General features: G+C 72.7%; 22 protein-coding genes and 2 pseudogenes. 12 read left to right on the forward strand and 12 right to left on the reverse strand.

All coding sequences use genetic code 11. The features are described from left to right. Window positions 1–64: 64 nt before the first annotated feature. Both ACFP1Z_RS01415 and dapE read right to left on the reverse strand, forming a co-directional pair. Window positions 65–814, reverse strand: a complete 750-nt coding sequence (locus tag ACFP1Z_RS01415) for an LOG family protein (RefSeq protein ID WP_390313828.1) — start codon at window positions 812–814, stop codon at window positions 65–67. A 98-nt stretch (window positions 815–912) separates the two neighbouring features. Continuing rightward, complete coding sequence (gene dapE / locus ACFP1Z_RS01420; RefSeq protein WP_390313829.1) at window positions 913–2,010, reverse strand: succinyl-diaminopimelate desuccinylase; 1,098 nt, start codon at window positions 2,008–2,010, stop codon at window positions 913–915. Window positions 2,011–2,124: 114 nt separating this feature from the next. On the opposite strand from dapE, the gene ACFP1Z_RS01425 reads away from it, so the two are divergent. Both ACFP1Z_RS01425 and ACFP1Z_RS01430 read left to right on the forward strand, forming a co-directional pair. Then, the gene (locus ACFP1Z_RS01425; protein ID WP_390313830.1) at window positions 2,125–3,111 is read left to right on the forward strand and encodes a VldE C-terminal domain-containing protein; all 987 of its coding nucleotides are present in this window, start codon (window positions 2,125–2,127) and stop codon (window positions 3,109–3,111) included. Window positions 3,112–3,423: 312 nt separating this feature from the next. Then, window positions 3,424–3,837, forward strand: a complete 414-nt coding sequence (locus tag ACFP1Z_RS01430) for an ATP-binding protein (RefSeq protein ID WP_390313831.1) — start codon at window positions 3,424–3,426, stop codon at window positions 3,835–3,837. A gap of 86 nt (window positions 3,838–3,923) precedes the next feature. Here the strand turns inward: ACFP1Z_RS01430 and dapC are convergent, their stop codons facing one another. Beyond that, a complete protein-coding gene (gene dapC / locus ACFP1Z_RS01435; protein WP_390313832.1) occupies window positions 3,924–5,024 on the reverse strand; it encodes a succinyldiaminopimelate transaminase in 1,101 nt (366 codons plus the stop codon). A 211-nt stretch (window positions 5,025–5,235) separates the two neighbouring features. Next, window positions 5,236–5,565 (reverse strand): ferredoxin, encoded by a 330-nt coding sequence (gene fdxA, locus ACFP1Z_RS01440; protein WP_390313833.1) that lies wholly within the window; start codon window positions 5,563–5,565, stop codon window positions 5,236–5,238. 114 nt (window positions 5,566–5,679) lie between these two features. Here fdxA and ACFP1Z_RS33735 point away from each other — a divergent pair. The 3 genes and pseudogenes from ACFP1Z_RS33735 to ACFP1Z_RS01450 all read left to right on the forward strand — a co-directional run. After that, a pseudogene (locus tag ACFP1Z_RS33735) lies at window positions 5,680–6,639 on the forward strand (GNAT family N-acetyltransferase, cg3035/Rv0428c family); the annotation flags it as partial. Window positions 6,640–6,810: 171 nt separating this feature from the next. Then, the gene (locus ACFP1Z_RS33740; RefSeq protein ID WP_465269257.1) at window positions 6,811–7,077 is read left to right on the forward strand and encodes a GNAT family N-acetyltransferase; all 267 of its coding nucleotides are present in this window, start codon (window positions 6,811–6,813) and stop codon (window positions 7,075–7,077) included. A 78-nt stretch (window positions 7,078–7,155) separates the two neighbouring features. Beyond that, window positions 7,156–8,004, forward strand: coding sequence for a transglutaminase family protein (locus tag ACFP1Z_RS01450; RefSeq protein WP_390313835.1), 849 nt, complete (start codon window positions 7,156–7,158; stop codon window positions 8,002–8,004). Window positions 8,005–8,037: 33 nt separating this feature from the next. Here the strand turns inward: ACFP1Z_RS01450 and ACFP1Z_RS01455 are convergent, their stop codons facing one another. After that, a complete protein-coding gene (locus ACFP1Z_RS01455; RefSeq protein WP_390313836.1) occupies window positions 8,038–8,688 on the reverse strand; it encodes a response regulator transcription factor in 651 nt (216 codons plus the stop codon). Between the two features lie 313 nt (window positions 8,689–9,001). Between ACFP1Z_RS01455 and ACFP1Z_RS01460 the strand changes: the two genes are divergently transcribed. Both ACFP1Z_RS01460 and ACFP1Z_RS01465 read left to right on the forward strand, forming a co-directional pair. Continuing rightward, window positions 9,002–9,811 (forward strand): helix-turn-helix domain-containing protein, encoded by an 810-nt coding sequence (locus ACFP1Z_RS01460; RefSeq protein WP_390313838.1) that lies wholly within the window; start codon window positions 9,002–9,004, stop codon window positions 9,809–9,811. Continuing rightward, window positions 9,781–9,993, forward strand: a complete 213-nt coding sequence (locus ACFP1Z_RS01465; protein ID WP_390313839.1) for a DUF397 domain-containing protein — start codon at window positions 9,781–9,783, stop codon at window positions 9,991–9,993. The genes ACFP1Z_RS01460 and ACFP1Z_RS01465 overlap by 31 nt, the downstream gene beginning before the upstream one ends. 27 nt (window positions 9,994–10,020) lie before the next feature. Here ACFP1Z_RS01465 and ACFP1Z_RS01470 read toward each other — a convergent pair whose 3' ends face one another. The 3 genes from ACFP1Z_RS01470 to ACFP1Z_RS01480 form a co-directional block, all read right to left on the reverse strand. Beyond that, complete coding sequence (locus ACFP1Z_RS01470; RefSeq protein ID WP_390313840.1) at window positions 10,021–11,262, reverse strand: sensor histidine kinase; 1,242 nt, start codon at window positions 11,260–11,262, stop codon at window positions 10,021–10,023. 94 nt (window positions 11,263–11,356) lie between these two features. Further along, window positions 11,357–12,094, reverse strand: a complete 738-nt coding sequence (locus ACFP1Z_RS01475; protein WP_390313841.1) for an ABC transporter permease — start codon at window positions 12,092–12,094, stop codon at window positions 11,357–11,359. After that, window positions 12,091–13,041, reverse strand: a complete 951-nt coding sequence (locus tag ACFP1Z_RS01480; protein WP_390313842.1) for an ABC transporter ATP-binding protein — start codon at window positions 13,039–13,041, stop codon at window positions 12,091–12,093. The genes ACFP1Z_RS01475 and ACFP1Z_RS01480 overlap by 4 nt, the downstream gene beginning before the upstream one ends. Window positions 13,042–13,273: 232 nt before the next feature. Here ACFP1Z_RS01480 and ACFP1Z_RS01485 point away from each other — a divergent pair, with 232 nt between their 5' ends. Continuing rightward, complete coding sequence (locus ACFP1Z_RS01485) at window positions 13,274–13,477, forward strand: hypothetical protein (RefSeq protein WP_390313843.1); 204 nt, start codon at window positions 13,274–13,276, stop codon at window positions 13,475–13,477. Between the two features lie 2,945 nt (window positions 13,478–16,422). Here ACFP1Z_RS01485 and ACFP1Z_RS33710 read toward each other — a convergent pair. The 4 genes and pseudogenes from ACFP1Z_RS33710 to ACFP1Z_RS01505 form a co-directional block, all read right to left on the reverse strand. Then, window positions 16,423–16,666 (reverse strand): annotated as a pseudogene (locus tag ACFP1Z_RS33710) (hypothetical protein); the annotation flags it as partial. 238 nt (window positions 16,667–16,904) lie between these two features. Continuing rightward, the gene (locus ACFP1Z_RS01495; RefSeq protein ID WP_390313845.1) at window positions 16,905–17,285 is read right to left on the reverse strand and encodes a DUF6113 family protein; all 381 of its coding nucleotides are present in this window, start codon (window positions 17,283–17,285) and stop codon (window positions 16,905–16,907) included. Beyond that, a complete protein-coding gene (gene mshB / locus ACFP1Z_RS01500) occupies window positions 17,282–18,211 on the reverse strand; it encodes an N-acetyl-1-D-myo-inositol-2-amino-2-deoxy-alpha-D-glucopyranoside deacetylase (protein WP_390313846.1) in 930 nt (309 codons plus the stop codon). The genes ACFP1Z_RS01495 and mshB overlap by 4 nt, the downstream gene beginning before the upstream one ends. 68 nt (window positions 18,212–18,279) lie before the next feature. After that, window positions 18,280–18,474: a hypothetical protein gene (locus tag ACFP1Z_RS01505; protein WP_390313847.1), complete on the reverse strand. Its 195-nt coding sequence runs from the start codon at window positions 18,472–18,474 to the stop codon at window positions 18,280–18,282. Window positions 18,475–18,742: 268 nt separating this feature from the next. On the opposite strand from ACFP1Z_RS01505, the gene ACFP1Z_RS01510 reads away from it, so the two are divergent. The 4 genes from ACFP1Z_RS01510 to ACFP1Z_RS01525 all read left to right on the forward strand — a co-directional run bounded on the left by ACFP1Z_RS01510 (window position 18,743) and on the right by ACFP1Z_RS01525 (window position 25,015). Continuing rightward, the gene (locus tag ACFP1Z_RS01510) at window positions 18,743–20,866 is read left to right on the forward strand and encodes a S9 family peptidase (protein WP_390313848.1); all 2,124 of its coding nucleotides are present in this window, start codon (window positions 18,743–18,745) and stop codon (window positions 20,864–20,866) included. A 216-nt stretch (window positions 20,867–21,082) separates the two neighbouring features. Then, window positions 21,083–22,066: an ABC transporter permease gene (locus tag ACFP1Z_RS01515; protein ID WP_390313849.1), complete on the forward strand. Its 984-nt coding sequence runs from the start codon at window positions 21,083–21,085 to the stop codon at window positions 22,064–22,066. A gap of 94 nt (window positions 22,067–22,160) precedes the next feature. Then, entirely contained in the window at window positions 22,161–23,951 is a 1,791-nt protein-coding gene (locus ACFP1Z_RS01520; RefSeq protein ID WP_390313850.1) for an ABC transporter substrate-binding protein, read from the forward strand. A gap of 86 nt (window positions 23,952–24,037) precedes the next feature. After that, window positions 24,038–25,015, forward strand: a complete 978-nt coding sequence (locus tag ACFP1Z_RS01525) for an ABC transporter permease (protein ID WP_390313851.1) — start codon at window positions 24,038–24,040, stop codon at window positions 25,013–25,015.

The raw sequence follows: 25,015 nt of genomic DNA on the forward strand, positions 1-25,015 counted from the left end.
CCTTCGGGGGCGCTACCCGAATCGCAGCGGACTTCGCCAAGCCCACCCAGCGGGTGCCCGCCTCCTACGTTCCCGCTTCCTTGGTGACGTGCCCGATGGTCTCCTCCACGTCGTCGGTGACGTGGAACAGCTGCAGGTCGTGCGCGCTGACCTTGCCCTGTGCGACGAGCGTGCCGCGCAGCCAGTCGACCAGGCCCGACCAGTAGGCGGAGCCGTACAGGACGATCGGGAAGCGGGTGACCTTCTTCGTCTGGACCAGGGTGAGCGCCTCGAACAGCTCGTCCAGGGTGCCGAGTCCGCCGGGCAGCACCACGAACCCGCTGGCGTACTTCACGAACATGGTCTTGCGGACGAAGAAGTACCGGAAGTCCACACCGAGGTTGACGTACGGGTTGAGCCCCTGCTCGAAGGGCAGCTCGATCCCGAGGCCGACGGAGACGCCGCCGGCCTCCATGGCGCCCTTGTTGGCGGCCTCCATCGCGCCGGGGCCGCCGCCGGTGATGACCGCGAAGCCCGCCTCGACCAGGCCGCGCCCGATGGCGACCCCGGCCGCGTACTCGGGCGAGTCCCGGCGGGTGCGGGCCGAGCCGAACACACTGATCGCGGGCGGCAGTTCGGCGAGCGCGCCGAAGCCCTCGACGAACTCGGACTGGATGCGCATCACCCGGAAGGGGTCCTCGTGCACCCAGTCCGCGGCTCCCCGGGTGTCCAGCAGATGCTGGTCGGTGGTGCCGGCCTGCATCTGCCCGTGCCGGCGGACGACCGGTCCGCGCCGCTGTTCCCGTGGCAGTCGCGCCCCTTCGGGATGTGCCATGCCGTACTCCCTCCGCTCGGTTTCCCGCCCGTGGTCCGGGTGAGGTTCGGTGCGGTTCAGCGTAGGGCAGGCGGAGTTGCCGCCGGCCTGTGCGCGCGTCAGGCGGTCAGCCAGGCCCGCATCCGCTGCTCGCAGTCGTTGATCAGTGAGGCGAGCACCCGCTCGTCCCGCTTGTGCGCGAGCGTCGGCTCGCCGGGGCCGTAGTTGACGGCGGGGACGCCGAGCGCGCTGAAGCGGGAGACGTCCGTCCAGCCGAACTTCGGGTGCGCGGTGCCGCCGACGGCCTTGAGGAAGGCCGCCGCCGAGGGGTGGGACAGCCCCGGCAGCGCGCCGCCCGCGTGGTCGTCGACGACGAACTCCGCGATCCCGCAGTCCGCGAAGACCTCGCGGACGTGCGCGAGGGCCTCCTCCTCGCTGCGGTCGGGCGCGTAGCGGAAGTTGACGGTGACGGTGCAGGCGTCGGGGATGACGTTGCCGGCCACGCCGCCCTCGATACGGACCGCGTTGAGGCCCTCGCGGTACTCCAGGCCGTCGATGACGGGCCGTCGGGGCTCGTAGGCGGCGAGCCGGGCGAGGACCGGGGCCGCGGCGTGGATGGCGTTGCTGCCCATCCAGGAGCGTGCCGAGTGGGCGCGTTCGCCGGCGGTGCGCAGCAGGACGCGCAGGGTGCCCTGGCAGCCGCCCTCGACCTGGCCGCTGGAGGGCTCCAGCAGGACCGCGAAGTCGCCCGCCAGCCAGTCGGGGTGGGCGTCGGCGATCCTGCCGAGGCCGTTGAGGTGGGAGGCGACCTCCTCGTTGTCGTAGAAGACGAAGGTCAGGTCGCGGTTGGGGGCGGGGACGGTGGCCGCGAGGCGCAGCTGCACGGCGACACCGGACTTCATGTCGCTGGTGCCGCAGCCCCACAGGTAGCCCTCCTCGTCGAGCCGGGAGGGGAGGTTGCCGGCGATGGGCACGGTGTCGAGGTGCCCGGCGAGGACGACGCGTTCGGCGCGGCCGAGGTCCGTGCGGGCCACCACGTTGTTGCCGTACCGGTCGACCGTCAGGTGCGGCAGGGCGCGCAGGGCGCTTTCGACGGCGTCGGCGAGGGCCTTCTCCTGGCCGCTCACCGAGGGGATGTCGACGAGTGCCGCGGTGAGGGCGGCGGCGTCGAGGCTCAGGTCCAGGGACTGCTCGGGGGCGTGCGCTGCGTCTTCCATGCCCGCGAGCCTAACTCCGCCGCGCCGGGCCCGTACGGGCGTATCCGGGCGGCGGGGCCGCGCTGCCGGGTGCGGCCCGGCTGAGCGCGGCGGGTCTCCAGTAACGTGGGCCGCATGTCCCGCACCACCCTTGACCGCCGTGGCCGGCTGCTGCGCGTCGCGGCCGCCTGCGCCGTGCTGCTGGCCCTGATCGGGTATCTGGTCGCGCACTTCGTCACGGGCGGGCCGGGGGCGCCGCGCTGCACGGTGCGGGCCAACGGCGAGACGTACTCGGCCGATCCGGAGCAGGCCGGGAACGCGGCGACGATCTCGGCCGTGGGGATCGCGCGGGGGCTGCCGGAGCGGGCGGTGACGATCGCGCTGGCGACGTCGATGCAGGAGTCGGGGCTGCGCAACATCCATCACGGCGACCGGGATTCGCTGGGGCTGTTCCAGCAGCGGCCCACGCAGGGCTGGGGTTCGGCGCAGCAGATCACCGATCCGGTGTACGCGACGGGCAAGTTCTACGACCATCTGGTGCAGGTGCCGGGGTACTCGCGGCTGCCGTTGACGGTGGCCGCGCAGAAGGTGCAGCGCAGCGGTTTCCCGCAGGCCTACGCGAAGCACGAGCCGGACGCGGCGCTGCTGTCGTCGGCGCTGACGGGGCGCGAGGAGGCGGCGTTCAGCTGTACGACGAGCCCGCCGGACGGCAAGCCGGGCGACCCGGCGGCGGTACGGACCAAGCTGCGCCGGGAGTTCGGGGCGGCGGTGCTGCCGACGGTGACGGTGGGCAGCGGCAAGGACGGCAGGGGCGGCGCGGACGCCAAGGACAGCGTGGCGGCCCGTACGGTCACGGTGCCCGTCCAGACGGCGCCGCCGGACGGCGGACCGGCCCGGCGCGGCTGGCAGTTGGCGTCCTGGGCGGTGGCGCACGCGGCCGAACTGCGGATCGAGCGCGTGTCGTTCGCGGGCCGGGTGTGGAGTGCCGAGCACTCCGCGGACGGCTGGCGCAAGGAGCCCCCGGCGGCGGGCGGGGGCACGGCCGGGAGCCCGGGTACGGCACCGGGCGGGAAGCCGCCCGCGAATCCCGCGGCCGAAGTCCGTATCACCACCGCCCAGTAGCGCCGCTCAGCAGTACGACACGCCCCTCTTCCGAAGGACCCGGGAGAGGGGCGTCGGCGTCATTCGGGGATGCCCGGGGCGAGTCGGTGCGCGCGCTCGCACATTCCCCCGGCTCCCTTGGGATCCACGGCTTGTCGGCCTTTCCTACCGCATCGCCGGGCTTCCGCTTTGCCCTGTTTTTTGAGGGGGCGATAATGCGATGCATTGCCAATTCTTTACCTCGACTCACCGCAACCTTCGCGCGGGTCACGCGGTAGTCACGGCGTCCGCACGCCGGACAGCCAACGTCCTCAACTCCGTCGAAGGAGCATCATGTCCCTCCCCCTCTCGCGTCGGATCGCCCGGGTAGCGCTGCTCGTCGCCGCCGGTGCGGCACCGGTCATCGGTGCGGCCGGAGCGGCGAACGCCGCGGACCTCAAGGCCCCCGAGCTGGGCGGCCTGAGCGCGGTGGACGGCGCGAACCTGGGCAACAACATCGAGTCCGCCTCGCACCAGACCGGGGCGGTGACGACGGAGACCGGCACCAAGGCCATCAAGGGCACCGTGCCGGGCGCCACGGACACCGTCGCCCAGACCGGCAAGACGGTCGCCCCGGCGGCCAACAAGGCGGCGGGCGAGGCCGGCAGCTCCGCGGGCAGCCTCGTCGGCAACGCGGCGGGCACCGCCTCCAAGACCAGCCTCCCCAGCACGGGCAACCTGCCGCTCAGCGGCGGCGCCCTCGGCTGAGCGGGCCGCGAGGAGCACACACGGGCAGCACCGCGAGAGGGCCCGGGAGTCCACGACTCCCGGGCCCTCTCGTGTGCGCCGGGGGCCTACCCCTCCGCGAGCCTGGCGACGGCGGCGGCCACGCGCTCGTCGGTGGCCGTGAAGGCGATCCGTACGAACCGCTCCCCCGCGGCCCCGTAGAAGTCGCCCGGTGCGACGAGGATGCCGCGCTTGGCCAGGTCGGCGACCGTGTCCCAGCAGGGCTCGTCGCGGGTCGCCCACAGGTACAGCGAGGCCTCGCTGTGCTCGATGCGGAAGCCCGCGCCCTCGAACGCCGTACGCAGCGCCGCGCGCCGTCGCGCGTAGCGCTCGCGCTGCTCGGCCACGTGCGCGCTGTCGCCGAGCGCCGCGACCGTGGCGGCCTGCACCGGGGCGGCGACCATCATGCCGCCGTGCTTGCGGATGGTGAGCAGCTCGCCGAGGACGGCGGCGTCACCGGCGAGGAACGCGGCGCGGTAACCGGCCAGGTTGGAGCGCTTGGAGAGCGAGTGGACGGCGACGATGCCCTCGTACGAGCCCCCGCAGACGTCCGGGTGCAGCACCGAGACCGGCTCGGCCTCCCAGCCCAGCTCCAGGTAGCACTCGTCGCTGAAGACGAGGATGCCGTGCTCGCGCGCCCAGGCCACCGCGCGGCGCAGCTCGTCGGCGGTCAGGACGCGGCCGGTGGGGTTGGACGGCGAGTTCAGCCAGAGCAGCTTGACGCCGGCCGGGTCGAGCTCCGTTGGCTCGTCGTAGACGACCGGCTCGGCGCCCGCGAGGCGCGCGCCCACCTCGTAGGTGGGGTAGGCGAGGCGCGGGTAGGCGACCTTGTCGCCGGGGCCGAGGCCGAGCTGGGTGGGCAGCCAGGCCACCAGTTCCTTGGAGCCGACGACCGGCAGCACATTGCCGTGCGCGAGGTCCCGGGCGCCGAGGCGGCGCTCCGCCCAGCCGGTGAGGGCGTCGCGCAGCGCGGGCGTGCCCCACACCGTGGGGTAGCCGGGGCTGTCGGCGGCGTCGGCCAGCGCCCGCCGGATCAGCTCGGGCACGGGGTCGACGGGCGTACCGACGGACAGGTCGACGATGCCGTCGGGGTGTGCGGCGGCCTCGGCCTTGTACGGGTCGAGACGGTCCCAGGGGAAGACGGGGAGGCGGGAGGAGACGGGGCCCACAGGTGCTCGCTTCCTAGGTCGTGCGGCGTGCTTCGTGCGGTGTGCTTCGTGCGTTCTGCTTCGTGCGTTCTGCTTCGTGCCGTGCGGAAGATCCGCTACGGACTGTGTACGCGATGAGGGGCGGCCCGGACAAAACGGCCTCGACGAAAAAGCGCGGCCCCGTACGGCGGGAACGCCGTACGGGGCCGCGGCAGCACTGGCGCGCCGGAGCTCAGTGAGCGTCCGTGTCCTGCGGCGGCAGGGCGGCGATGAAGGGGTGGTCGCGCTCGATGAGGCCGAGCTTCGAGGCACCACCGGGCGAGCCGAGCTCGTCGAAGAACTCGACGTTCGCCTTGTAGTAGTCCTTCCACTCCTCGGGAGTGTCGTCCTCGTAGAAGATCGCCTCGACGGGGCAGACCGGCTCGCAGGCACCACAGTCGACACATTCGTCCGGGTGGATGTACAAGGACCGGGAGCCCTCGTAGATGCAGTCGACGGGGCACTCCTCGATGCACGCCTTGTCCTTCACGTCGACACAAGGCTGCGCGATGACGTAGGTCACGCTGTCGTTCCTCCTCGGTAGGGCTCATCTCGCGCGGGAGCGCGGCGTCGTCGATGCCCACACCTAGTATCTCCGTTCCCGGGCACATGACGAACAAGAGGGGTGAGGAGTGCTGTGGAATTCACCACGGGCGGACGTCCGGAAGTCCGGATCAGTACCGCTGATGTGGGAAAAAGGGTATCTGTGCGGCGACTGAACGACCGCGCGGAGAAAGGCGGTCGGGGGGAACCCCCATTCACGGACACCGTCGGCGTTCTGACCGCCTGGGAGGGCGGTGTGCTGCGCATCACACGGCGCACCGGGGAGGTCGTGGAGATCGCGGAGTCCGGCCTCGTCGCGGGGAAGGTCGTCCCCCCGGCCCCGGCGCGCAGGCGCGGGCCGGCGGCGACCGTACGCGAACTGCAGGAGGTCGCGGCGCGCGGCTGGCCGGCCACGGAGAGCGAGCGGCTGGGCGAGTGGACGCTGCGCGCGGCGGGCGGTTTCACCGAGCGCGCCAACTCGGCGCTGCCGCTGGGCGATTGCGGGATGCCGCTCGGCGAGGCGGTGGACCGGGTCGAGGCGTGGTACGCCGCGCGTTCGCTGCCCGCGCGGATCCAGGTGGTCACCGGGGACCCGGGGCGGGACGAGCTGCTGGACCGCGAGCTCGCCGCGCGCGGCTGGGTGGCCGAGAAGCGGGCCCTGATGCGGACGGCCGCCCTGGCCCCGCTCGCCGACACCGGCGCGGACACGTCCCGGGTACGGCTCTCGCGGGAGCCGGACGAGGCGTGGCTGGAGATGTACGGGCGGGCCGAGCCCGGCGAGGGCGGCGCGGCGCACGCGCGGCGGGTGCTGACGGGCGGGCCGTCGGTGTGGTTCGCGACGGTGCTGGGAGGCGGGGACGGGGTGGTGGGTGCGGATGCGGTGCGCGGTGCGGCTGCCGCAGGCCGATCGGACGTACAGCGGCCCGCTGTCGGCGCTTCCGCGACGGCGGGTGCGAATGCGACGACCGGCGCGACCGCCGACGCCGTCTCCGGGGCGGCCGTCGCACGCCGGCCGGGCGAGCAGCGGCCCGGCGATGTCTCCGGCGCTTCCGCGACGGCGGACGCGGGTGCGACGACCGGCGCGGCCGCCGACGCCGTCTCCGGCCGACCGGGCGAGCAGCGGCCCGGCGGTGCCTCCGCCGCATCCGCAGCGGGCGCGACGGCGGGTACCGATGCGGCGCCCGGTACGGGCAAGCCGGCCGGGGCAGGAGGTACGGCCGGCGCGGTGAGTGCCGACGTGGTGGCGATCGGGCGGTGCGTGGTCGACGGGCGCTGGGCCGGGTTCTCCGCCCTGGCCGTGCTGCCCTCGTACCGGCGGCAGGGGCTGGCCGGAGCGGTCATGGCCGCGCTCGCCGGGCGGGCCCTGGCCGAGGGGGCGTCGGCGGCGTGGCTCCAGGTCCTGGCGGACAACGGCGCGGCGGGCGGGCTCTACGAGGGCCTCGGTTTCACGACGCACCACGCCTACCACTACCGTCGCGCACCACAGGGGTGACGCCGCCCGGGGCAGGGTCCGGCGCACCATGGGAGACGGCGGTGGTCCCCCACCGCCCCGAGCGGGTGCGAGGCAGCCATGCACGAGAGCGCGGGCAGCACGGGACGACGGCGGCGGTTCGCGGCCGTCGCCCGCGACGAGCGGCCCGACCTGGCACTGCTGTGCCTGCTGATCGCCGCCGAGGCGCATCCGGACCGGGACGAGGAGCGCCTGGCCGACGAGGCGCAGATCGAACTGGACCGGCTCGCCGGGCTGCTGCCCGCGCTCGGCCGGGGCACGCCGCCCGCGCGCTGGGCCGAGGCGCTGGCGGAGCTGCTGGGCGGCCGCCTCGGCTTCCACGGCTCCCCCGCCGACTACCGGCGGCTGGAGTCCTCCCTGCTCGACGAGGTGCTGCTGCGGCGGCGCGGGCTGCCGATCCTGCTGTCGGTGGTGTGGCTGGAGGTCGCCCGGCGGGCGGGCGCCCCCGTCTACGGGGTGGCGCTACCGGGGCACTTCGTCGTCGGCTTCGGCGACCCGCACGGCGAGCACGTACTGGCCGATCCTTTCGACGGCGGGCGGCCGCTGTCGGACGAGGAGGCCGGGGTGCTCGTCGCGGGCGCGACCGGGGCCCCGGCGGAGCCGACGGCCTTCTCCCCGGCCGCGCCGGGGGAGATCGTGCTGCGCATCCTGAACAACATCCGGGCCTGGGCCTCGGCCCGCCCCGAGCGCAGCGACGTCCGGCTGTGGGCGGTCGACCTGTCCCTGCTGCTGCCCCGCCACCCGGCCCGGCTGCGCTACGAGCGTGCCGAACTGCTCGTGGAGCGCGGGGACTTCGCGCGCGGCGCCCGCGAGCTGGAGGAGTACGCGGAGGTCGTCGCGGCGATGGACCCCTCGGCGGCGGAGTCGGTGCGCCACCGGGCGCTGGCCGCGCGGGCGATGCTCAACTGAGCCGGCCGGGCACGGGGGTTGCTGCCGCGCGGCTCACAGCCAGCCCTTGTCACGGGCGATGCGCACCGCTTCCGCGCGGTTGCGGGCGCCGGTCTTCTGGATGGCCGTGGACAGGTAGTTGCGGACCGTGCCGTGGGACAGGTGCAGGCTGCGGGCGAGTTCGGCGTTGGTGGAGCCGTCGGCGCTGGCGCTGAGCACGGCGCGCTCGCGGTCGGTGAGCGGGTTGGCGCCCTCGGCGAGCGCGGCGGCCGCGAGGGTGGGGTCGATGACGCGCTCGCCGCGCAGGACGCGGCGCAGGGCGTCGGCGAGCTGGGCGGCGGGCGCGTCCTTGACCAGGAAGGCGTCGGCGCCGGACTCCATGGCCCGGCGCAGATACCCGGGCCGTCCGAAGGTCGTCAGGATCACCACCTTCAGCCCCGGCAGCTCGCGGCGGACCTGGGCCGCCGCGTCGAGCCCGGTCATGCCGGGCATCTCGATGTCGAGCAGCACCACGTCGAGGTCGTCGCGGGCGCGGGCGGCGGGCAGCACCTCGTCGCCGCGGGCGACCTGGGCGACGACCTCGATGTCGGGCTCCAGTCCCAGCAGTGCCGCCAGCGCCTCCCTGACCATGGACTGGTCCTCGGCGAGGAGCACCCGGACGGTGCGGGGGGTGTCGGGGCCGGGGAGGTGGGGCTGAGCGGTCACGGGGACAGGGTAGGCGGCGGGGCGGTGCCGCCTCACCTCGGACGGAGGCGCGGGGGGCTGCGGCGGCGCGCGTTCGGGGGACGGTATGCGACCCTACGGCGCCGGTCACGGCGGGTGAAGTGTGGGCCACGACAGAACGGGCATCAGGCGTGATGGATCGAACACCGCGTCACCCAGCCGGAGTTGGGGCTCTCGGTTCCCCTCACCCGTACCCGCTGAGCCCCCTATGCTCATCCCTGCTCAGGGCTCACCACGTCAGCCGGGGGATACAGCCATGCCCGCCCCAAAGCCGTTTGACCCGTACCAGGCGCGCGTGGAGGAGCTCGGGGCAGCCATCTGCGAATACCGGGTGCGCAAGGGGTGGACTCAGGCCGAGCTGGGCAGAGCGGTTGCCCTGTCGAAATCAGCGATCTCACATTTCGAGAACGGGAGCCATGTCCCGCGCCGGGACGTCGCCCGCCGAATCGATGCAGCCCTCGACGCACGAGGCCACATCTTCAGGCTCCGCGACGAACTCGACGACAACCCGGACGCTGATCGCGTCAGCCGATTCCTCAGGGCCGCTGCACGCGCGGTCCGGATCCGGCAGATCGCGAGCTTCACGTCTGTCTTTCTGGAGACCGAAGAGCACGCCCGTCTCTGCCTTACCGCAGGTCTGGCCGCGTACGGCGGCGACCTTGATGACAAAGTGCACTACCGCAGGCAAGTGCGCGCAGTATTGGACACGCCTGCGGCGCCGCAGCTCTCGATCGTCTTCCTGGAGGGTGCGCTGGATCTCGGAGTCGGCGATCGCGCCGTCATGAGGGGCCAGTTGAGTCACATGATGAGGCAGTCACGCAGGCGGAACGTCGCTCTCCGGCTACTGCCCCGACGGGAGCAGAATGTTTTCTCGGATATCGGCACTGTGACCATTTTTGAGGACCGACGAGGGCGAACCACCGTCCATCGACCGTCCCTGTCCGGTGGCATCTACATCACACAACCGAAGCGCACCATCGAGTACGTCAACCTCTACGATCACTTGAGTCAACTGGCCTTGGACGTTGAGGAATCAAGGACCCTGATTCGCAAGGCGCTTGAGGAGTACTCCCCGTGCACACCACCAGGATCGACCAATCAATAGCCACCTGGCGCAAGAGCTCTCACAGCAATGGCGGTGGCGGCTGCATCGAGATCTCCGAACAGTACGCACACGTAATACCCATACGTGACTCCAAAAACCCCGACCGCAAACACCTCACCGTGCCCCGCACGGCCTGGCCCCCCTTCGTCACCGCCGCCGTCAACGGCAACCTCACCCGGTAACCCGGGCTCCCCCGTACGTGAGCGTCCTCAGCAGGAGCCCACCGGCGGTGCCGGGTCCTGCTGTTCCGGGGCGGCTCCGGCGCGGGAGAGCGGTACGTACGCGCGCAGCCGGAACCCTCCGCGCGGGCCGGGTCCCGTCTCCAGGCGGCCGTCGGCGAGGGCGAGGCGTTCGGCCAGGCCCGTGAGGCCGTTGCCGTGCGGGCCGGCGGGGCCCTTGCCGTCGTCGGTGACGGTCAGGCACAGCTCGTCGCTCTCCTCGGTGAGCGTGAGCTCGCAGCGGCGCGCCCCGCTGTGCCGCACCGCGTTCGTCACCGCCTCCCGCAGGGCCCAGGCCAGGGCGCCCTCCTGGGCGGCGGGCAGGTCGGGGTGGCGCTCGGGGAAGGGGGCGACGGCGGCGGCGATGCCCGCGGCGGTCAGGGCCGTACGGGCCCCGGCGAGCTCGGCGCCGAGCGTGGGGCGGCGAAAGCCGCTCACCGCCTCCCGCACGTCCACCAGGGCCTGCCGGCTGACCTTCTCGATGTCGGCGACCTGCTGGGCGGCCTGCTCGGGCCGGTCCGGCAGCATCCGCCCGGCCAGCTCGCTCTTGAGCGTGATCAGGGAGAGGGAGTGCCCGAGCAGGTCGTGCAGATCGCGGGCGAGCCGCAGCCGCTCCTCGTTGGCCGCGAGGTGGGCGACGGTCGCCCGGGCCTCGCGCAGCGCCCGGGCCGTACGGGCCATCTGCCGGACGCCCGCCATCGCGGCCCCGCCGAGCAGGGTGGGCAGGACCAGCCAGGGCAGGAAGTCGCCCGCGCCGGGCGCCGTCATCCCGATCCCCAGCAGCAGTCCGGTGACCAGGAGGATCGCGAGGCGCGCGAGCCGCATCGGCAGGACCGCGCTCGCCGCGACGGACACGTAGACGAACAGCACGAGCCAGGAGTAGCCGAGGGTCAGGGTGAGCACGAGGGCCGTGCCCAGCAGGAAGCCCAGCGGCGCGAACACCCGGCCGTCCATCGCCAGCATGGTGCGCCGGAAGATCAGCGCCAGATACACGCCCAGGTAGGCGAGCAGTCCGAGGGCGCCCAGCAGGACGGCCGCGAGCGTGTGGTGGCCGCCGAGCAGATCGGACACCGGCTCGCCGAGGTAGGCGAACCAGATGCAGACCCACATCAGCTTCACCATGGCCTGGCGGCGGGTCTCGGGCGGGCGCCCCAGACCCGAGTCGGCCGTCAGGTCGTCCTCGGCCAGGAGCCGCTCGCGCCACCGCTGCCGACGGGGCTCGTCCGCCGTCATCCCACGCATCTCCTCACCTGCACCGTCGTCCCCCAGTGTGTCCTGCCCCGGGTGGCCCCGGCCGCCCCCCGCGCGGCCGGGACCGGTCCGGGCGTCAGGCCTTCTTCGTGTCCTTGCGGTAGAGCTGCGCTGCCGCGACGGAGAAGACCACCAGGTAGAACACGAGGATCGCCGCGTCCTTCACCCCCGGCGCGTGGCCGCGCTCGATGGCCTGGCCCAGGGCCGCGTAGGCGTGCGTCGGCACGTACTCGGCGATGTTCTGCAGCCACTGCGGGAAGACCGCCGAGGGCATCCACAGCCCGCCGAGCATCGACAGACCGAAGTAGACGATCATGACGACGGGGCGGGCCGCGTCGCCCATGACCAGATAGCCGAGCGCGACACCCAGCGCCGCGAAGACCGAGCTGCCCGCCCAGATCACGGCCGCGAGCGCGACCCACTGCCAGGCGTCCAGACGCACTCCCTTCCCGGCCGCCGCCACGACGAAGACGATCAGGATGGACGGCAGGGACACCACGGCCGCCGAGGCGATCTTCGAGACGACGTAGCCGTGGCCGGGCAGTGCGGTGAGCCGCAGCTGCCGCACCCACCCCTTCTCGCGCTCCTTGGCTATGCGCTCGCTGTTGCCCACGAGAACGGCGGTGATCGCGCCGAACGTGGCCATCGAGACCATGTACAGCAGCGGGAAGGTCAGCCCGGTGTCGCCGACGGTCGAGCCGTCCGCACCGGCGGAGATCAGCAGATACAGCGCCGCCGGGTACAGCACTGTGAAGAACATGAACTTCTTGTTGCGCAGGGTGCGCGTGATCTCCAGCTTGACGAGCGTCCTCATCGGGCTGCCTCCTCGGCGGTCGCGGCGTCGGTGATGGCGATGAACGCCTGCTCCAGGCCGAGCCCCGAGACCTCCAGGTTGCGGGGGTAGAGGCCGAGCGCGTACAGGGCGTGGACGGTCGCGTCCGCGTCGTGCGACTGGATGCGCACCGTACGGCCGGAGACCTCCAGGGACGACAGGAACGGCAGCTCGCGCAGCGCGCCCTCGCCGACGGGGGTGTCCAGGTCGAAGACGACGCGGCGGGCCCCGGCCTTCGCCTTGATCTCGGCGGCGGAGCCGTCGGCTATGACACGGCCCCGGTGCAGCACGATCACCCGGTCCGCGATGGCGTCGGCCTCCTCCAGATAGTGCGTGGCGAACAGGACCGCGCGCCCCTCGTCCGCCTGGCGCCGCATCACGCTCCAGAACGCCTGCCGGGCGCTGACGTCCATACCGGTCGTCGGCTCGTCCAGCACGATCAGCTCGTTGGCCCCGGCGGTCGCGAGTGCGAACCGCACCCGCTGCTCCTGGCCGCCGGAGAGCTTGTTGACCATGCGGTCGGCGATCTCGGTGATGCCGGCCTGCTCCAGGACCCGGTCCACCGGGTGGCCGTGGGGGTGCAGATCGCAGCCCAGCTGCACCAGCTCACGGACCTTCACGTCCTCCATCAGGCCGCCGCTCTGCAGCATCGCGCCGACCTTGCCGCGCTCGATGGCCTTCTGCGGCGTGGTCCCGAAGATCTCGACGCGGCCCGCGTCGGGATTGCGCAGGCCCAGCAGCAGGTCGAGCGTGGACGACTTGCCCGCCCCGTTCGGGCCGAGGAGGGCGACGGTCTCGCCCGGGAACAGCTGCAGGTCCAGATCCGCCACGGCGCGCACCGCACCGTAGTTCTTGCTGACGTTCTCAAAGCTGACCACGGGGGCGCCGGTGCGGCGCCCGTCCCCCGTGAAGCTCGCTGTAGTGGTCATGCGCCCCATCCTCGCGGAGCGGGGAGGAGGGCGGCAGTGTCGGCTGTACCGGGCTGTGGATGACAGATGTCATGGGTCTCGCCACCGGGGGCAGCCCTTTAAACACTCTTGATCATTAGCCGCCCTTGCTTTCGCGACTGCGGGCATGTCCTCGCCTGCGCAGGCACAGAGCGCATCGGCGTCACACGCCCGAGTACAGAGCGCAGCGGCCGCAGCCACAAACTGCTTCGCTTTGGAAAGCCTCACGATCCGTGAGCGCCCGACCAGCAACTCCACAGCGCTGGGCATCCTCCCGAAGGGGGCTCGCGCATATTGCGGCGGTGGCGCGGAAGGCGGCAGCTATTACGCCTGCGGCAAGAATGGCATCCACTGGATCTCGGTCAACTATCGAGGCATTGACGGCTGGGTCGTTCTGTACTGCATCGACCGCCCGTAGAACCAAACATTGAATGGGCTGTTCTGCCGGTTATGCAATCCGGCAGAACAGCCCATCACTGTCTGGTCAGGAGCCTGGAGTTCCTTCCACAACCGCCAAGCGCTTCTTCGGAGGTGTGGGGGCCGGCTCTCGAAGGGCCTTGATGACGGCTGCCGCAGCATGGCGCGAAGTCATCTTGACCTTGCCCGCTCCCGCATCTACTACCACATTGTCAAAGGCGTTCCCGTACTTGGCCTGAAGTCCCGCCAGGTCGATCACCGGCTGAAGCTTGCCATCGCTATCAGGCTTCATGGTGAGCAAATCACCGATCGACTTCTGGCTGAACGGAACTTCCGCGTTCCCAGCCTTCAGCCAGACCCACCCGGACATCGCCGGCTCCGCGAACTCCTTCATCATCCGGTCGACCTCGGCGTTGCTCACCCTCGGCTGCTGGGTGGAGCTCGGCAGCTGCACGGTCTCGTCCTTGCCGGTGGCCGCGCGGTTCTTGTACGCCTGGGAGACGGCTGTGACGGCCTTGCCGCTGTCGACGCCCTCGTACGGCTTGCCGTAGACGGCCACGGCCTTGCCCGCCTCGAAGCGGATCGTGCCGTCCTGGGCGCCGCCGCTCCCGCCGGTGAGCCGCTTGAGGGCGTCGGCGATCTTCTCGTCGTCCACGGTCACGACGGGCTCGGCGGTGCGGGTGCCGCCGACGAGCGAGCCGATGACGGTGAGCGGGTTGTAGTCCCGCCCGGCCGCGTTGCGCACGGTCGCCTGGGTGTCGATGGACAGCCCGGCCACGGACGGCTTGAGTTCGGCCTCCTTGCCGCCGACGGCGACCTTCAGCGGGGCGCCGGCCCGGTCGCCGAGCGCCTTGTCGAGGGTCTTGACGGCGTCCTCCTTGCTCTTGCCGCCGATGGCGACGCCGAGCACGGTGGTGCCGTTGGGCACGTCCGCGTGGTCGAGGAGCAGCCCGGCGGCGTACGCGGCGGCGGCCAGGCCGACGACCGCGCCGCCGAGGAGTACGAGCTTGTTGCGGCCCTTCTTCTTGGGCGCGGCCTTGGGCGCCGCCTTGGGCGCGTCCTTCGCCGCCGTGGCGGGCGCGGGCACCTTGGGCCTGGGCACGGGCACGCGCGGCGCCCCGCTGTCGGCCGGGTTCCCCGTCGCGGCGCCCTGGCCCGGCTTGCCCTGGCCGGCGGCCGGGGGCACGACGGGCACGCCGCTGACGAGCGTGTCGGAGCTCGTCCGGCCGCCGGGCGGGGGCACCTTGGCGGCGCCCTTCTTCGGCGCCCCGGCGCCCTTGTTCTTCTTGGGAGTGCCCGGGGCACCCGGGGTGCCGGCGTCGGCGGGGCTCTGCGTCTGCGGGCCGGCGGACGGCGCCGGGACGCGCGGGGTGCCCTGGCGGGCGGGGTCCGTGCGCGTGCCGTCCGGGAAGGGCAGCACGGGGCCGCTGCCCCGGCCGCCCGGGGCGGGGGGTGCGGGGAACTGCTGCGTGGATTCCAGGGGTTCGGTCCACGGCGCGGCACCGCTGCCGGCCGGCGCGGGCGCGGCGGCGGCCTGCGGCGCGGCGCCCTGCGCGCCCGTACCGGGCCAGGGCGTGGCGCCGGTGCCGGCGGAGTCGCCGGGCCACGGCGTCGTACCGGTGGTGGACGCGCCGTCAACGGCCCCGCCCTGCCAGGGCGTTCCGGCGCCGGGGGCACCCTGACCCGGGAGGCCGGTCTGCGCACCGGAGTTCGGGGCTGCGGCGGACGCGGGGCTCGCGGCGGCGGAGGCCGCGGAGTCCCAAGGCGTCGCACCGGTCTGCATACCGGAGTTCGGCACCGCACCGGCTGCGGCGCTCGCGGCGGCCGGGGTCGCGGAGTCCCAGGGCGTCGCACCGGTCTGCGCACCAGAGTTCGACGCCGCACCAGCCGCAGAACTCGCAGCGGCAGAGGCCGCAGAGTCCCAAGGCGTCGCACCGGTCTGCATACCGGAGTTCGGCACCGCACCGGCTGCGGCGCTCGCGGCGGCCGGGGTCGCGGAGTCCCAGGGCGTCGCGCCAGTCTGCGCGCCAGAGTTCGACGCCGCACCAGCCGCAGAGCTCGCAGCAGCGGAGGCCGCAGAGTCCCAGGGCCTCGCGCCCGTCTGCGCACCGGAGTTCGGCACCGCACCAGCCGCAGGGCTCGCGGCAGCGGGGGCCGCGTTCCCGCCGGGCCAGTCGTCGTCGGCGCCGCGTCGGCGCCGCGCCGTGCCGCCGCCCGCCGACGCACTGCCCATCGGCGCACTGCCCATCGGCGCACTGCCCATCGGCGTGCCGCCAGGCGTCGGCATACCCGTGCCGGTGCCGGTCCCGCCCTGCCAGGGCGTGCCGCCGGCGGCCCGGTCGTCGCCCGGCGCGGTCGTCCACGGGCTGCCGCCCGTCGCGGGAGCGGAGTCGCCGGGCCACGGCGTCGTACCGGCCGCGGGCGCGCCCGTCGCGGAAGCGGCGGCGGCGTCCCACGGGGTCGTGCCCGTGGTGGAAGCGTCAGCGGGCCACGCACCGCCGCCGACGGCGGGCCCCTGCGCGCCCGTAGCGGAAGCGGCCGCGGCGTCCCACGGCGTCGTACCCGTGGTGGAGGCGTCGCCGGGCCCGGGCTGCTGTGCGCCCGGGCGGCGGGCGGCGGCCGCCCCGGAGGCGACGGCCGCGGCCGCGCCGGGCGTGATGCCGTTGCGGGTGGTGCCCGTACGGGCGGACGGCGAAGCGGGCGGCGGCGAGCCGGGCTTGCGCGGGGCGAACCAGTCGCTGCCCGCCTTGTCCGACGGCCGCTGCTCGGCCTGCTCCCGTTCCTGCTGCCGGCGCGCGGCGACCTTGTTCTCGGTGCGGCGCGGCAGCGGGGCCTTGCCGTCGGCCCGCCGGCCGGCGGCACCGGCACCCGCGGCGCCGCCGCCCTGCGCGGTCGCGGCGGCAGCGGAGGAGGAGGAAGCCGCGGACGGCGAAGCGGACGCGGCGGAGTCCTCGCCGACGGGCGTGCGCATGATGACCGGCGGGATGGGCCGCGAGCCCGGGATGTTGATGCGGATCCGGGTCGTCAGCGTGGTCTCGGTCTTCGGTTCCTCCGGCCGCGGCGGCGCGGCCGGCTCCTGTCCGGCGGCCCCGGAGCTGTGGCGGGTGCCGTACGGGGGGGTCCCGGACGGGTAGGCGGCGCCACCGCGCCCCCGGTCCCCGGAGGACGGACTGTCAGATTCACGGCTCAAAGCAGATCTCCCGGTTGTTCTCCGCCGCCCTCGTTGACCTCGCTGGGGTCGCCCATGTTCGAAAGCCAGGGGAAGCTCGGCGGCGCGCACCACCATACTGGGCACCCGGACGGGCACTTGACGACCGCCGGACGGCCGGTGGCCGGCGGACGCCGCATCCCGCCGTCCGTGCCCGCCGTCCGCCGGGGTCCCGGAGCACCGGCCGGCGGTCGGAGGCCGTCAGAGGGATGCCGTCACCTCACTTGCCAAGTCGGGCTGGGGGGCCGCCCGGTTGCGGCGGCCTCGGGACCGTGGCGCACATCACAGCGAGGGCGATGCCGCCCAGCAGGAAGGCGTACGAGCCGAGTCCGTTGCCGAAGAGGAAGTCGCCCTCGGGCCGGCTCTCGGTCAGCAGCAGCACCGTGACCGTCCAGCCCGCGGCGGGTGCCGCCCCGCCGAATCTGGTTCCGGTCGCGAACAGTCCGCCGCAGCAGACCCCGGCGACGGCGAGCAGCGCGAGGGCCAATCCGCCCGGGAACCAGCCGCCTTGGACGAGGGATCCGGCGACGCCGACGAGCGCGCCGAGAACGACGAGGCCGAGATATCCGGCCAGCCGCGCGGCGGAGAGCGGGGTGGTCATGCGCCGCCTCCCGCAACTCCCGTGGCATCCGGCACTGCTGACGCTCCCGTCACACCTGCGAACAGATCGTCCTCGCGCCCGGCCCCGGCCGTCCCGCGCACGAGCCGGTAGCACTCGTCGGCGAAGAGGGGCTGCGCGAGGTCGTTGGAGAGCGCGAAGAAGGGCTCCTCCACGGTGATCTGCGTGGCGTGGGCGCGCATCGCCGCGGCCTTCGCCCGTACGTGGTGGGCGCCGTCGATGACGGCGGTGACGTCCTCGTCGGCCACGACGCCGGGGACGTCGGAGAGTTCCGCGACGCCCGCGAACGGCAGGGCGGAGGCGGTGGCGCGCAGCCGCGCGAAGCCCTCCTCGGCGAGGCGGCGCGGCACGCAGTTCCAGTAGACCTTGGCGATGGTGTGCGGGGCGCCGAGGTCCGGGCGGAAGCCGGCCTCGCCCGCGAGCTCGGCGGCGCGCATCGCGACGCGGTGCGCCTGGATGTGGTCGGGGTGGCCGTAGCCGCCGTCGGGGTCGTAGGTGACCAGGACCTGCGGGCGGACCTCCCTGATCACCTCGACGAGGGACGCGGCGGCCTCGTCGACGTCGGCGCGCCAGAAGCACGCCGGGTGCTCGTTCTGCGGGGAGCCCAGCATGCCGGAGTCCCGGTAGCGGCCGGGGCCGCCGAGGAAGCGGTGGTCGCCGACGCCCAGTTCCTTCATGGCGGCGGCCAGTTCGCCGGCCCGGTACGGGCCGAGGGCGTCCTCGCGGTCGGCGGCCAGGTGCGCGAGGCCGGCCGGGATCACCTCGCCCTCCTCGCCGAGCGTGCAGGTCACGAGGGTGACCTGAGCACCTTCGGCGGCGTACTTGGCCATGGTCGCGCCGTTGTTGATCGATTCGTCGTCCGGGTGCGCGTGCACCAGGAGCAGCCGGCGGCCGGGAAGGTCGGTCATGGCACCAGCCTACGAGGCGCGCGGGCCCGGCGGGGCGCCGCCCGGCGGGCCCGGCCCGCACGGCCGGTTCAGAACCTGATGTTGCTGATCATCGACGTGACGCTCGTGGTGAACGAGCGCAGCGTGGGGGCGACCGAGGAGCTCGCCATGTAGAACCCGAGCAGCACACAGACCGCGGCGTGGCCCGCCTTCAGGCCGGATTTCCGGACCAGAAGGATGACGACGATCGCCAACAGCACCACCGCCGAAATCGAGAGTGCCACTGCGGTTCACCTCCAGGTACGCACGGTTGGACACGGCGGGCCCGGCCGGGACCGGGCCACGGGGACGAACGACATACGCAGACTACGGACGACATACCGATGCCACAGGAGACATACCGGCCGCGCGCCAGTGATCATAACTTTCCGGGGGCGCCGCATCACTGGGTGCACAGGGGCAATTCCGGGGCGCACGACGACTTCTCGCCGCCCTGGGAGGAGGGGAGCACGCGGCCCTGGCGCGCCGCACCCGCCCGCATAGGCTCGGCCCATGACCGGACAGCTCTCGTTTCCCAGGCAGTACGCCCGTACGCAGCGTTTCTCGCTCGGCGCGCCCCGCGCCTTCACCGTGTCCCCGGACGGCTCGCGCGTCGTCTTCCTGCGGTCCCGCGGCGGTACCGACCGGACGAATGTCCTGTGGGTGCTGGATCTCGCGACGGGGCGGGAGTACGCCGCCGCCGATCCCGCCGTGCTGCTGGGCGGCGCGGACGAGGAGTTGTCGGCGGAGGAACGGGCGCGGCGCGAGCGCAGCCGGGAGAGTTCGGCGGGCGTCGTGGGCTACGCGGTGGACCGGGCGGCGGAGCTCGCGGCGTTCGCGCTGTCGGGGCGGCTGTTCGTGGCCGGGCTGCGCGACGGCGCGGTGCGCGAACTGAACGTGCCGGGGCCGGTGGCGGATCCGCGTCCGTCGCCGGACGGGCGGCACGTGGCCTATGTCGCGGACGGCGCGCTGCGGGTCGTCGCGCTCGCGGAGGGCGGGGCCGACCGGGAGCTGGCCGGGCCCGAGGGCCCCGGGGTGACCTGGGGGCTCGCGGAGTTCGTCGCGGCGGAGGAGATGGACCGTTCCCGGGGTTTCTGGTGGGCGCCGGACGGCGCGTCGCTGCTGGCGGCGCGCGTGGACGACTCCCCGGTGCGCCGCTGGTGGATCGCCGACCCCGCCCAGCCCGGCAGCGAGCCCGCCGAGGTCGCCTACCCGGCGGCGGGGACGCCCAACGCCGAGGTGTCGCTGGCGGTGCTGCGGCTCGACGGCGGCCGTACGGACGTCGTCTGGGACCGCGAGCGCTACCCGTACCTGGCGCGGGTGACCTGGTCCGCCGACGGTCCTCCGGTGCTGCTCGTGCAGGCCCGTGACCAGCGGACGCAGGTGTATCTGGAGGTCGACCCGGCCACGGGTGCCACGCGTGTGCTGCACACCGAACGGGACGAAATCTGGCTGGATCTTTTCGCAGGCGTGCCCGATTGGACGCCGGACGGACGGCTCGTGCGGATCGCGGACGACAACGGGGCCCGGGTGCTGAAGGCCGGCGAACGGACGCTGACCGACGCGCGGTTGCATGTGCGAGCGGTGCTGGACGTCGGGGAGCGGGACGTGCTGGTCTCGGCGTCGGCGGGCGCGGAAGCCGGCGCTCCGGAGACCGGCGAGACGCACGTCTACCGGGTCGGCGAGCAGGGCGCGGAACGCGTTTCGCGGGAGCCCGGGTGGCACTCGGCCGTGCGCTCGGGGGACGTCACCGTGCTGGTGTCGGCGTCGTTGGAGCACAGCGGGGCACGGGTGCGGGTGCTGCGCGACGGCAAGGAGGTCGCGAGCGTGGCCTCGTACGCCGCGACGCCGGTGCTCACCTCCCACGCGCGCCTCACCGAGGCGGGCACGCGCCGGATCCCGTGCGCCGTGCTGCTGCCCACCGGCCACCGCGAGGGCGACGGCCCGCTGCCGGTGCTCATGGACCCCTACGGCGGCCCGCACGGTCCGCGCGTGGTCGCCGCGCACAACGCGCACCTGACCTCGCAGTGGTTCGCCGACCAGGGGTTCGCGGTCGTCGTCGCCGACGGCCGGGGCACCCCGCACCGCTCCCCCGCCTGGGAGAAGGCCGTGCGCGACGACTTCGCGGGGGTGAGCCTGGACGACCAGGTGGAGGCGGTACGGGCGCTGGCGGAGCGCTTCCCGCTGGACCTGGACCGGGTGGCGATCCGGGGCTGGTCGTACGGCGGTTACCTCGCCGCGCTGGCCGTACTGCGCCGCCCGGACGTCTTCCACGCGGGCGTCGCGGGCGCTCCGGTGACCGACTGGCGGCTGTACGACACCCACTACACCGAGCGCTATCTGGGGCTGCCGGACGAGCAGCCGGAGGTGTACGCGCGCAACTCCCTTGTCACGGAAGAGGGTTTGTCGCTCCCGGCTGAGCCGGCGCGGCCGCTGATGGTGATCCACGGGCTGGCGGACGACAACGTGGTCGCGGCGCACACGCTGCGGCTGTCCTCGGCGCTGCTCGCGGCGGGCCGCCCGCACGAGGTCCTGCCGCTGTCGGGGGTGACGCACATGACGCCGCAGGAGCAGGTGGCCGAGAACCTGCTGCTGCTCCAAGTGGACTTCCTGAAGCGGGCGTTGGGCATGGCGTGAGGAGACTCCGGGAGACTCCGGAAACCTTCGGTCCGGAGAAGTCCTGAACACGATCCGGGCATGGTCCGCGCAGCCCTCTTGACCGGACCGTCGATCCGTTGCCAGAGTCCGCTTCTACTCACCGGCTACTCGGCGAATTGCTCGGCGACTTGACTCACGGCCCCGCCGCCGGCGCCCGCGCGCCCGCGGCGGGGCGGAGAAGCGGACAGGGCGGGGATGCGCGCGATGACGAGTCCTTACCGTGCGGCGGCGCCGCCGGAGGCGGCCGGCCGCTCACCCGGGCAGCTGATGTGGCGGCGGTTCAAGCGGGACCGCGCGGGGGTGGTCTCCGCGTGCGTCGTCGGGTTCTTCCTCCTCGTGGCGCTGGCGGCCCCGCTGATCTCCCTGCTGTACGGCAAGGACCCCACGACGACGTACGGGCTGGACGAGCCGGGCCTGCTCAACGCCTACGGCTATCCCGTCGCCCCCAACGGCGGGATCTCCGGCCGCTTCTGGTTCGGTATCGAGCCGACCCTGGGCCGGGACGTGCTGACCCAGCTGGTCTACGGCATCCGCACCTCGCTGCTGATCGCGGCGGCCGCCACGGTGCTGTGCGTGGTCACCGGCGTGCTGGTGGGGGTGACGGCCGGGTATCTGGGCGGGCGCGCCGACTACTTCCTGGGCCGGTTCATCGACCTGCTGCTGGCGTTTCCGCAGCAGTTGTCGTTCATCGCCTTCACGCCGGTCGTCTACGCGCTCTTCGTCAGCCCGGAGAAGGAGACCCCGACCGCGCTGCGTGTGATCACCCTGATCGTGGTGCTGTGGCTGCTGGGCTGGATGGGGCTCGCGCGGCTGCTGCGCGGTCAGGTACTGAGCCTGCGGGAGCGGGAGTTCGTGGAGGCGGCGAAGGTCACCGGGGCCTCGCCGTGGCGGATCATCACCAAGGAGCTGCTGCCCAATCTGTGGACCCCGATCCTGGTGCAGTCCACGCTGATGCTGCCGACACTGGTGACGACGGAGGCGGGGCTGTCCTTCATCGGGGTCGGGGTCGTCGAACCCACCCCCGACTGGGGGCGGATGTTCGCCAACGGCGCCAAGTACTACGAGAGCGACATCACCTACATCTTCTTCCCCGGCATCGCGATGGTCCTCTTCGTGATCGCCTTCAATCTGCTCGGGGACTCGGCGCGGGACGCCTTCGACCCGCGCACCGCCCGCTGACCGCCACCCTTTTTCCGGCCCGTACCGCCCGCAACTCCCTTGTTCCGCACAGCACGTCACGTCCGCGATCACGACAGGCAGGTGCGAATTCCCGATGACGACGCCGACGAAGCGCAGAGCCGGCCGCGGTGCCGCGGCCCTGGCAGCGGGAGCCCTGGCGCTCTCCGCGTGCAGCAGCGGCGGGGGCGGCGGCCCGGCGCAGAGCGAGGGGCCGGGCCAGGACAAGAACGTGTCCTCCAACTACTCCCTCGGATCCGCGAGCGATTCCACCGGCCCCGCCCCCGCGGTGCCCGGCGCGAAGAAGGGCGGCACCGTCACCGTCCTGCAGCGCGACGCCTTCCGCCATCTCGACCCGGGCCAGATCTACATCTCCGACATGCTGGCGAACCAGATGCTCTACAACCGCACGCTCACCTCGTACAAGGTGGACGACAAGGGGCGTGTGAAGGTCGTCGGCGACCTCGCCAAGGACATCGGCGCCTCCTCCGACGGCGGCAGGACATGGACGTACACCCTCAAGGACGGGCTGAAGTTCGAGGACGGCTCACCGGTCACCTCCCAGGACGTGCGCTGGGCCGTCGAGCGGCTGTACGCCTCCTTCGAGACGGACGGCCCGCAGTACGTGCAGCAGTGGCTCTCCGGTGAGGGCACCACCTACCGCAAGGCGCTGCCGGACGGCCCGTACAACGGGCAGCATCTGCCCGCCTCGGTCCTCGACACCCCCGACGAGCGGACCGTCGTCTTCCACTTCCAGCGGCCGCACGCCGACACCCCGTTCGCGATGGCGATGCCGGGCTACGGAGCCGTCAAGGCGGAGAAGGACGGCAAGCAGAAGTACGACAACGCGCCCTTCGCCACCGGCCCTTACAAGGTCGCCGACTACAAGGTGGGCAAGTCCCTCACGCTCGTGCGCAACGAGCACTGGGACGCGAAGACCGATCCGATCCGCCACCAGTACGTGGACCGGTTCGAGATCGGCTTCGGCCACCAGTACACGGACTCCACCCGCCGCTACCTCGCCGACCAGGGCGGCGACAAGAACGCCCTGTCGTTCTCCAACGCGGTCGCCCCGGAGATGACCGAGAAGGTCCTGGCCCAGGCCGACACCAAGGCACGCCGCCTCAACGAGATCCAGCCCTACGTCGACGTCATCAACTTCAACATGGACCGGATCAAGGACGTGCGCGTACGCAAGGCACTGGCGTACGCGATGCCCAACGGGCAGATCGTGCAACAGGTCGGCGGGGCCTCGGGCGCGCAGCTCGCGGCGGACTTCCTGGCGCCGTCGATCGACGGCTACCGCCCCGGCGACCCGTTCGGGAAGAAGGCCAAGCCCGCCGGTGACCCCGACAAGGCCCGGCAGTTGCTCAAGGAGGCCGGCAAGGAGGGCCAGGAGATCGTCTACGCCTACTCCAACACCGACGTCCAGCAGAAGGTCTCCGTGGTCGTCACCCAGGCACTGGAACGCGCCGGGTTCAAGGTGCAGAAGAAGGAGATCGACGCCAACATCTACCAGAACGCGATCGGCAAGGTGGACAACGGCTTCGACATCTACCGCTCCAGCTGGGGCGCGGACTGGCCGGTGGCCTCGACCATCGTGCCGCCGCTGTACGACGGCCGGAACATCGCCGACGGCTCGCAGAACTACCCGCACATCAACGACCCGTCCGTCAACGCCGAGATCGACCGGATCAACGCGATCCCGGACGTGAAGAAGGCGGCCCCGGAGTGGCAGAAACTCGCCGACAGGATCCTCTCCGAGAACGCGCCGGCCGTGCCCACCTTCTACAACCTGCTGTTCTCCCTGTGGGGTTCGAACCTGGGCGGGGTCCGCTACCAGCCGGTCTACGGGACCGTCGACCCCACCGGCGTGTACGTGAAGTAACCCCCGCGCCCCGCACGACCGCCGGGCCCGCGCGTCAGGGCCCGGCCGACCCCGCCGCCCCCTCCCTGTCGGAAGACCGCGCAGCCATGCTGAGATTCCTCGCCCGCCGCGTCCTCGGCGCCCTCGTCATCGTCCTGCTCATCAGCGCCATCACGTTCTTCCTGTTCTTCGCGCTGCCCGCCGAACCGGCCCGGCTGTCCTGCGGCAAGAACTGCACGGCGGACGCCCTGGCCGTCATCAACAAGAACCTGGGCCTGGACCAGCCGGTGCCCGTGCAGTACTGGCACTACATGACGGGCCTGTTCGCCGGACGCGACTTCGCCGTCGGGCACTGCCCGGCGCCCTGCTTCGGCTACTCCTTCTCCAACCAGCAGCCGGTGTGGGACACCATCGTCGACCGCTTCCCCACCACCTTGTCGATCACCATCGGCGGGGCCGTGGTCTTCCTCGTCGTCGGAGTCGGCGTCGGCATGCTCGCGGCGGCCTTCCGGGGCACCTGGGTCGACAAGTTCTTCAGCTCCCTGTCGCTCGTCGGCGGGGCGCTGCAGATCTACTTCGTGGGAGTCGTCGCACTCGCCGTCCTCGTCAGCGGACTGCACTGGATGGACAACCCCGCCTACTACCCGTTCACCGAGAACCCGGGGAAGTGGTTCATGGGGATGCTGATCCCCTGGCTGGTGCTGTCCATCATCTTCATCGCCAACTACAGCCGGATGACCCGCTCGCAGATGGTCGAGCAGCTCGGCGAGGAGTACGTGCGCACCGCCCGCGCCAAGGGGCTGTCCCGGCGCACGGTCTTCTTCCGCTACGCGTGGCGCGGAGCGCTCGCGCCCATCGTCACCATCTTCGGCATCGACCTGGGCTCACTGTTCGGCGGGGCGATCATCACGGAGTTCACCTTCAGCCTGCACGGGCTCGGCCGGCTCGCCGTCTCCTCGGTGAGCGAGACCGATCTGCCGACGCTGATGGCGGTGATGCTCGTGGGCTGCACGGCGATCGTCGTGGCCAACATCGTCGTCGACGCGGCGTACGCGGTCATCGACCCGCGTGTGCGGCTGGCCTAG

Source organism: Streptomyces gamaensis (assembly GCF_042656465.1).
GTDB classification, from domain to species: domain Bacteria; phylum Actinomycetota; class Actinomycetes; order Streptomycetales; family Streptomycetaceae; genus Streptomyces; species Streptomyces gamaensis.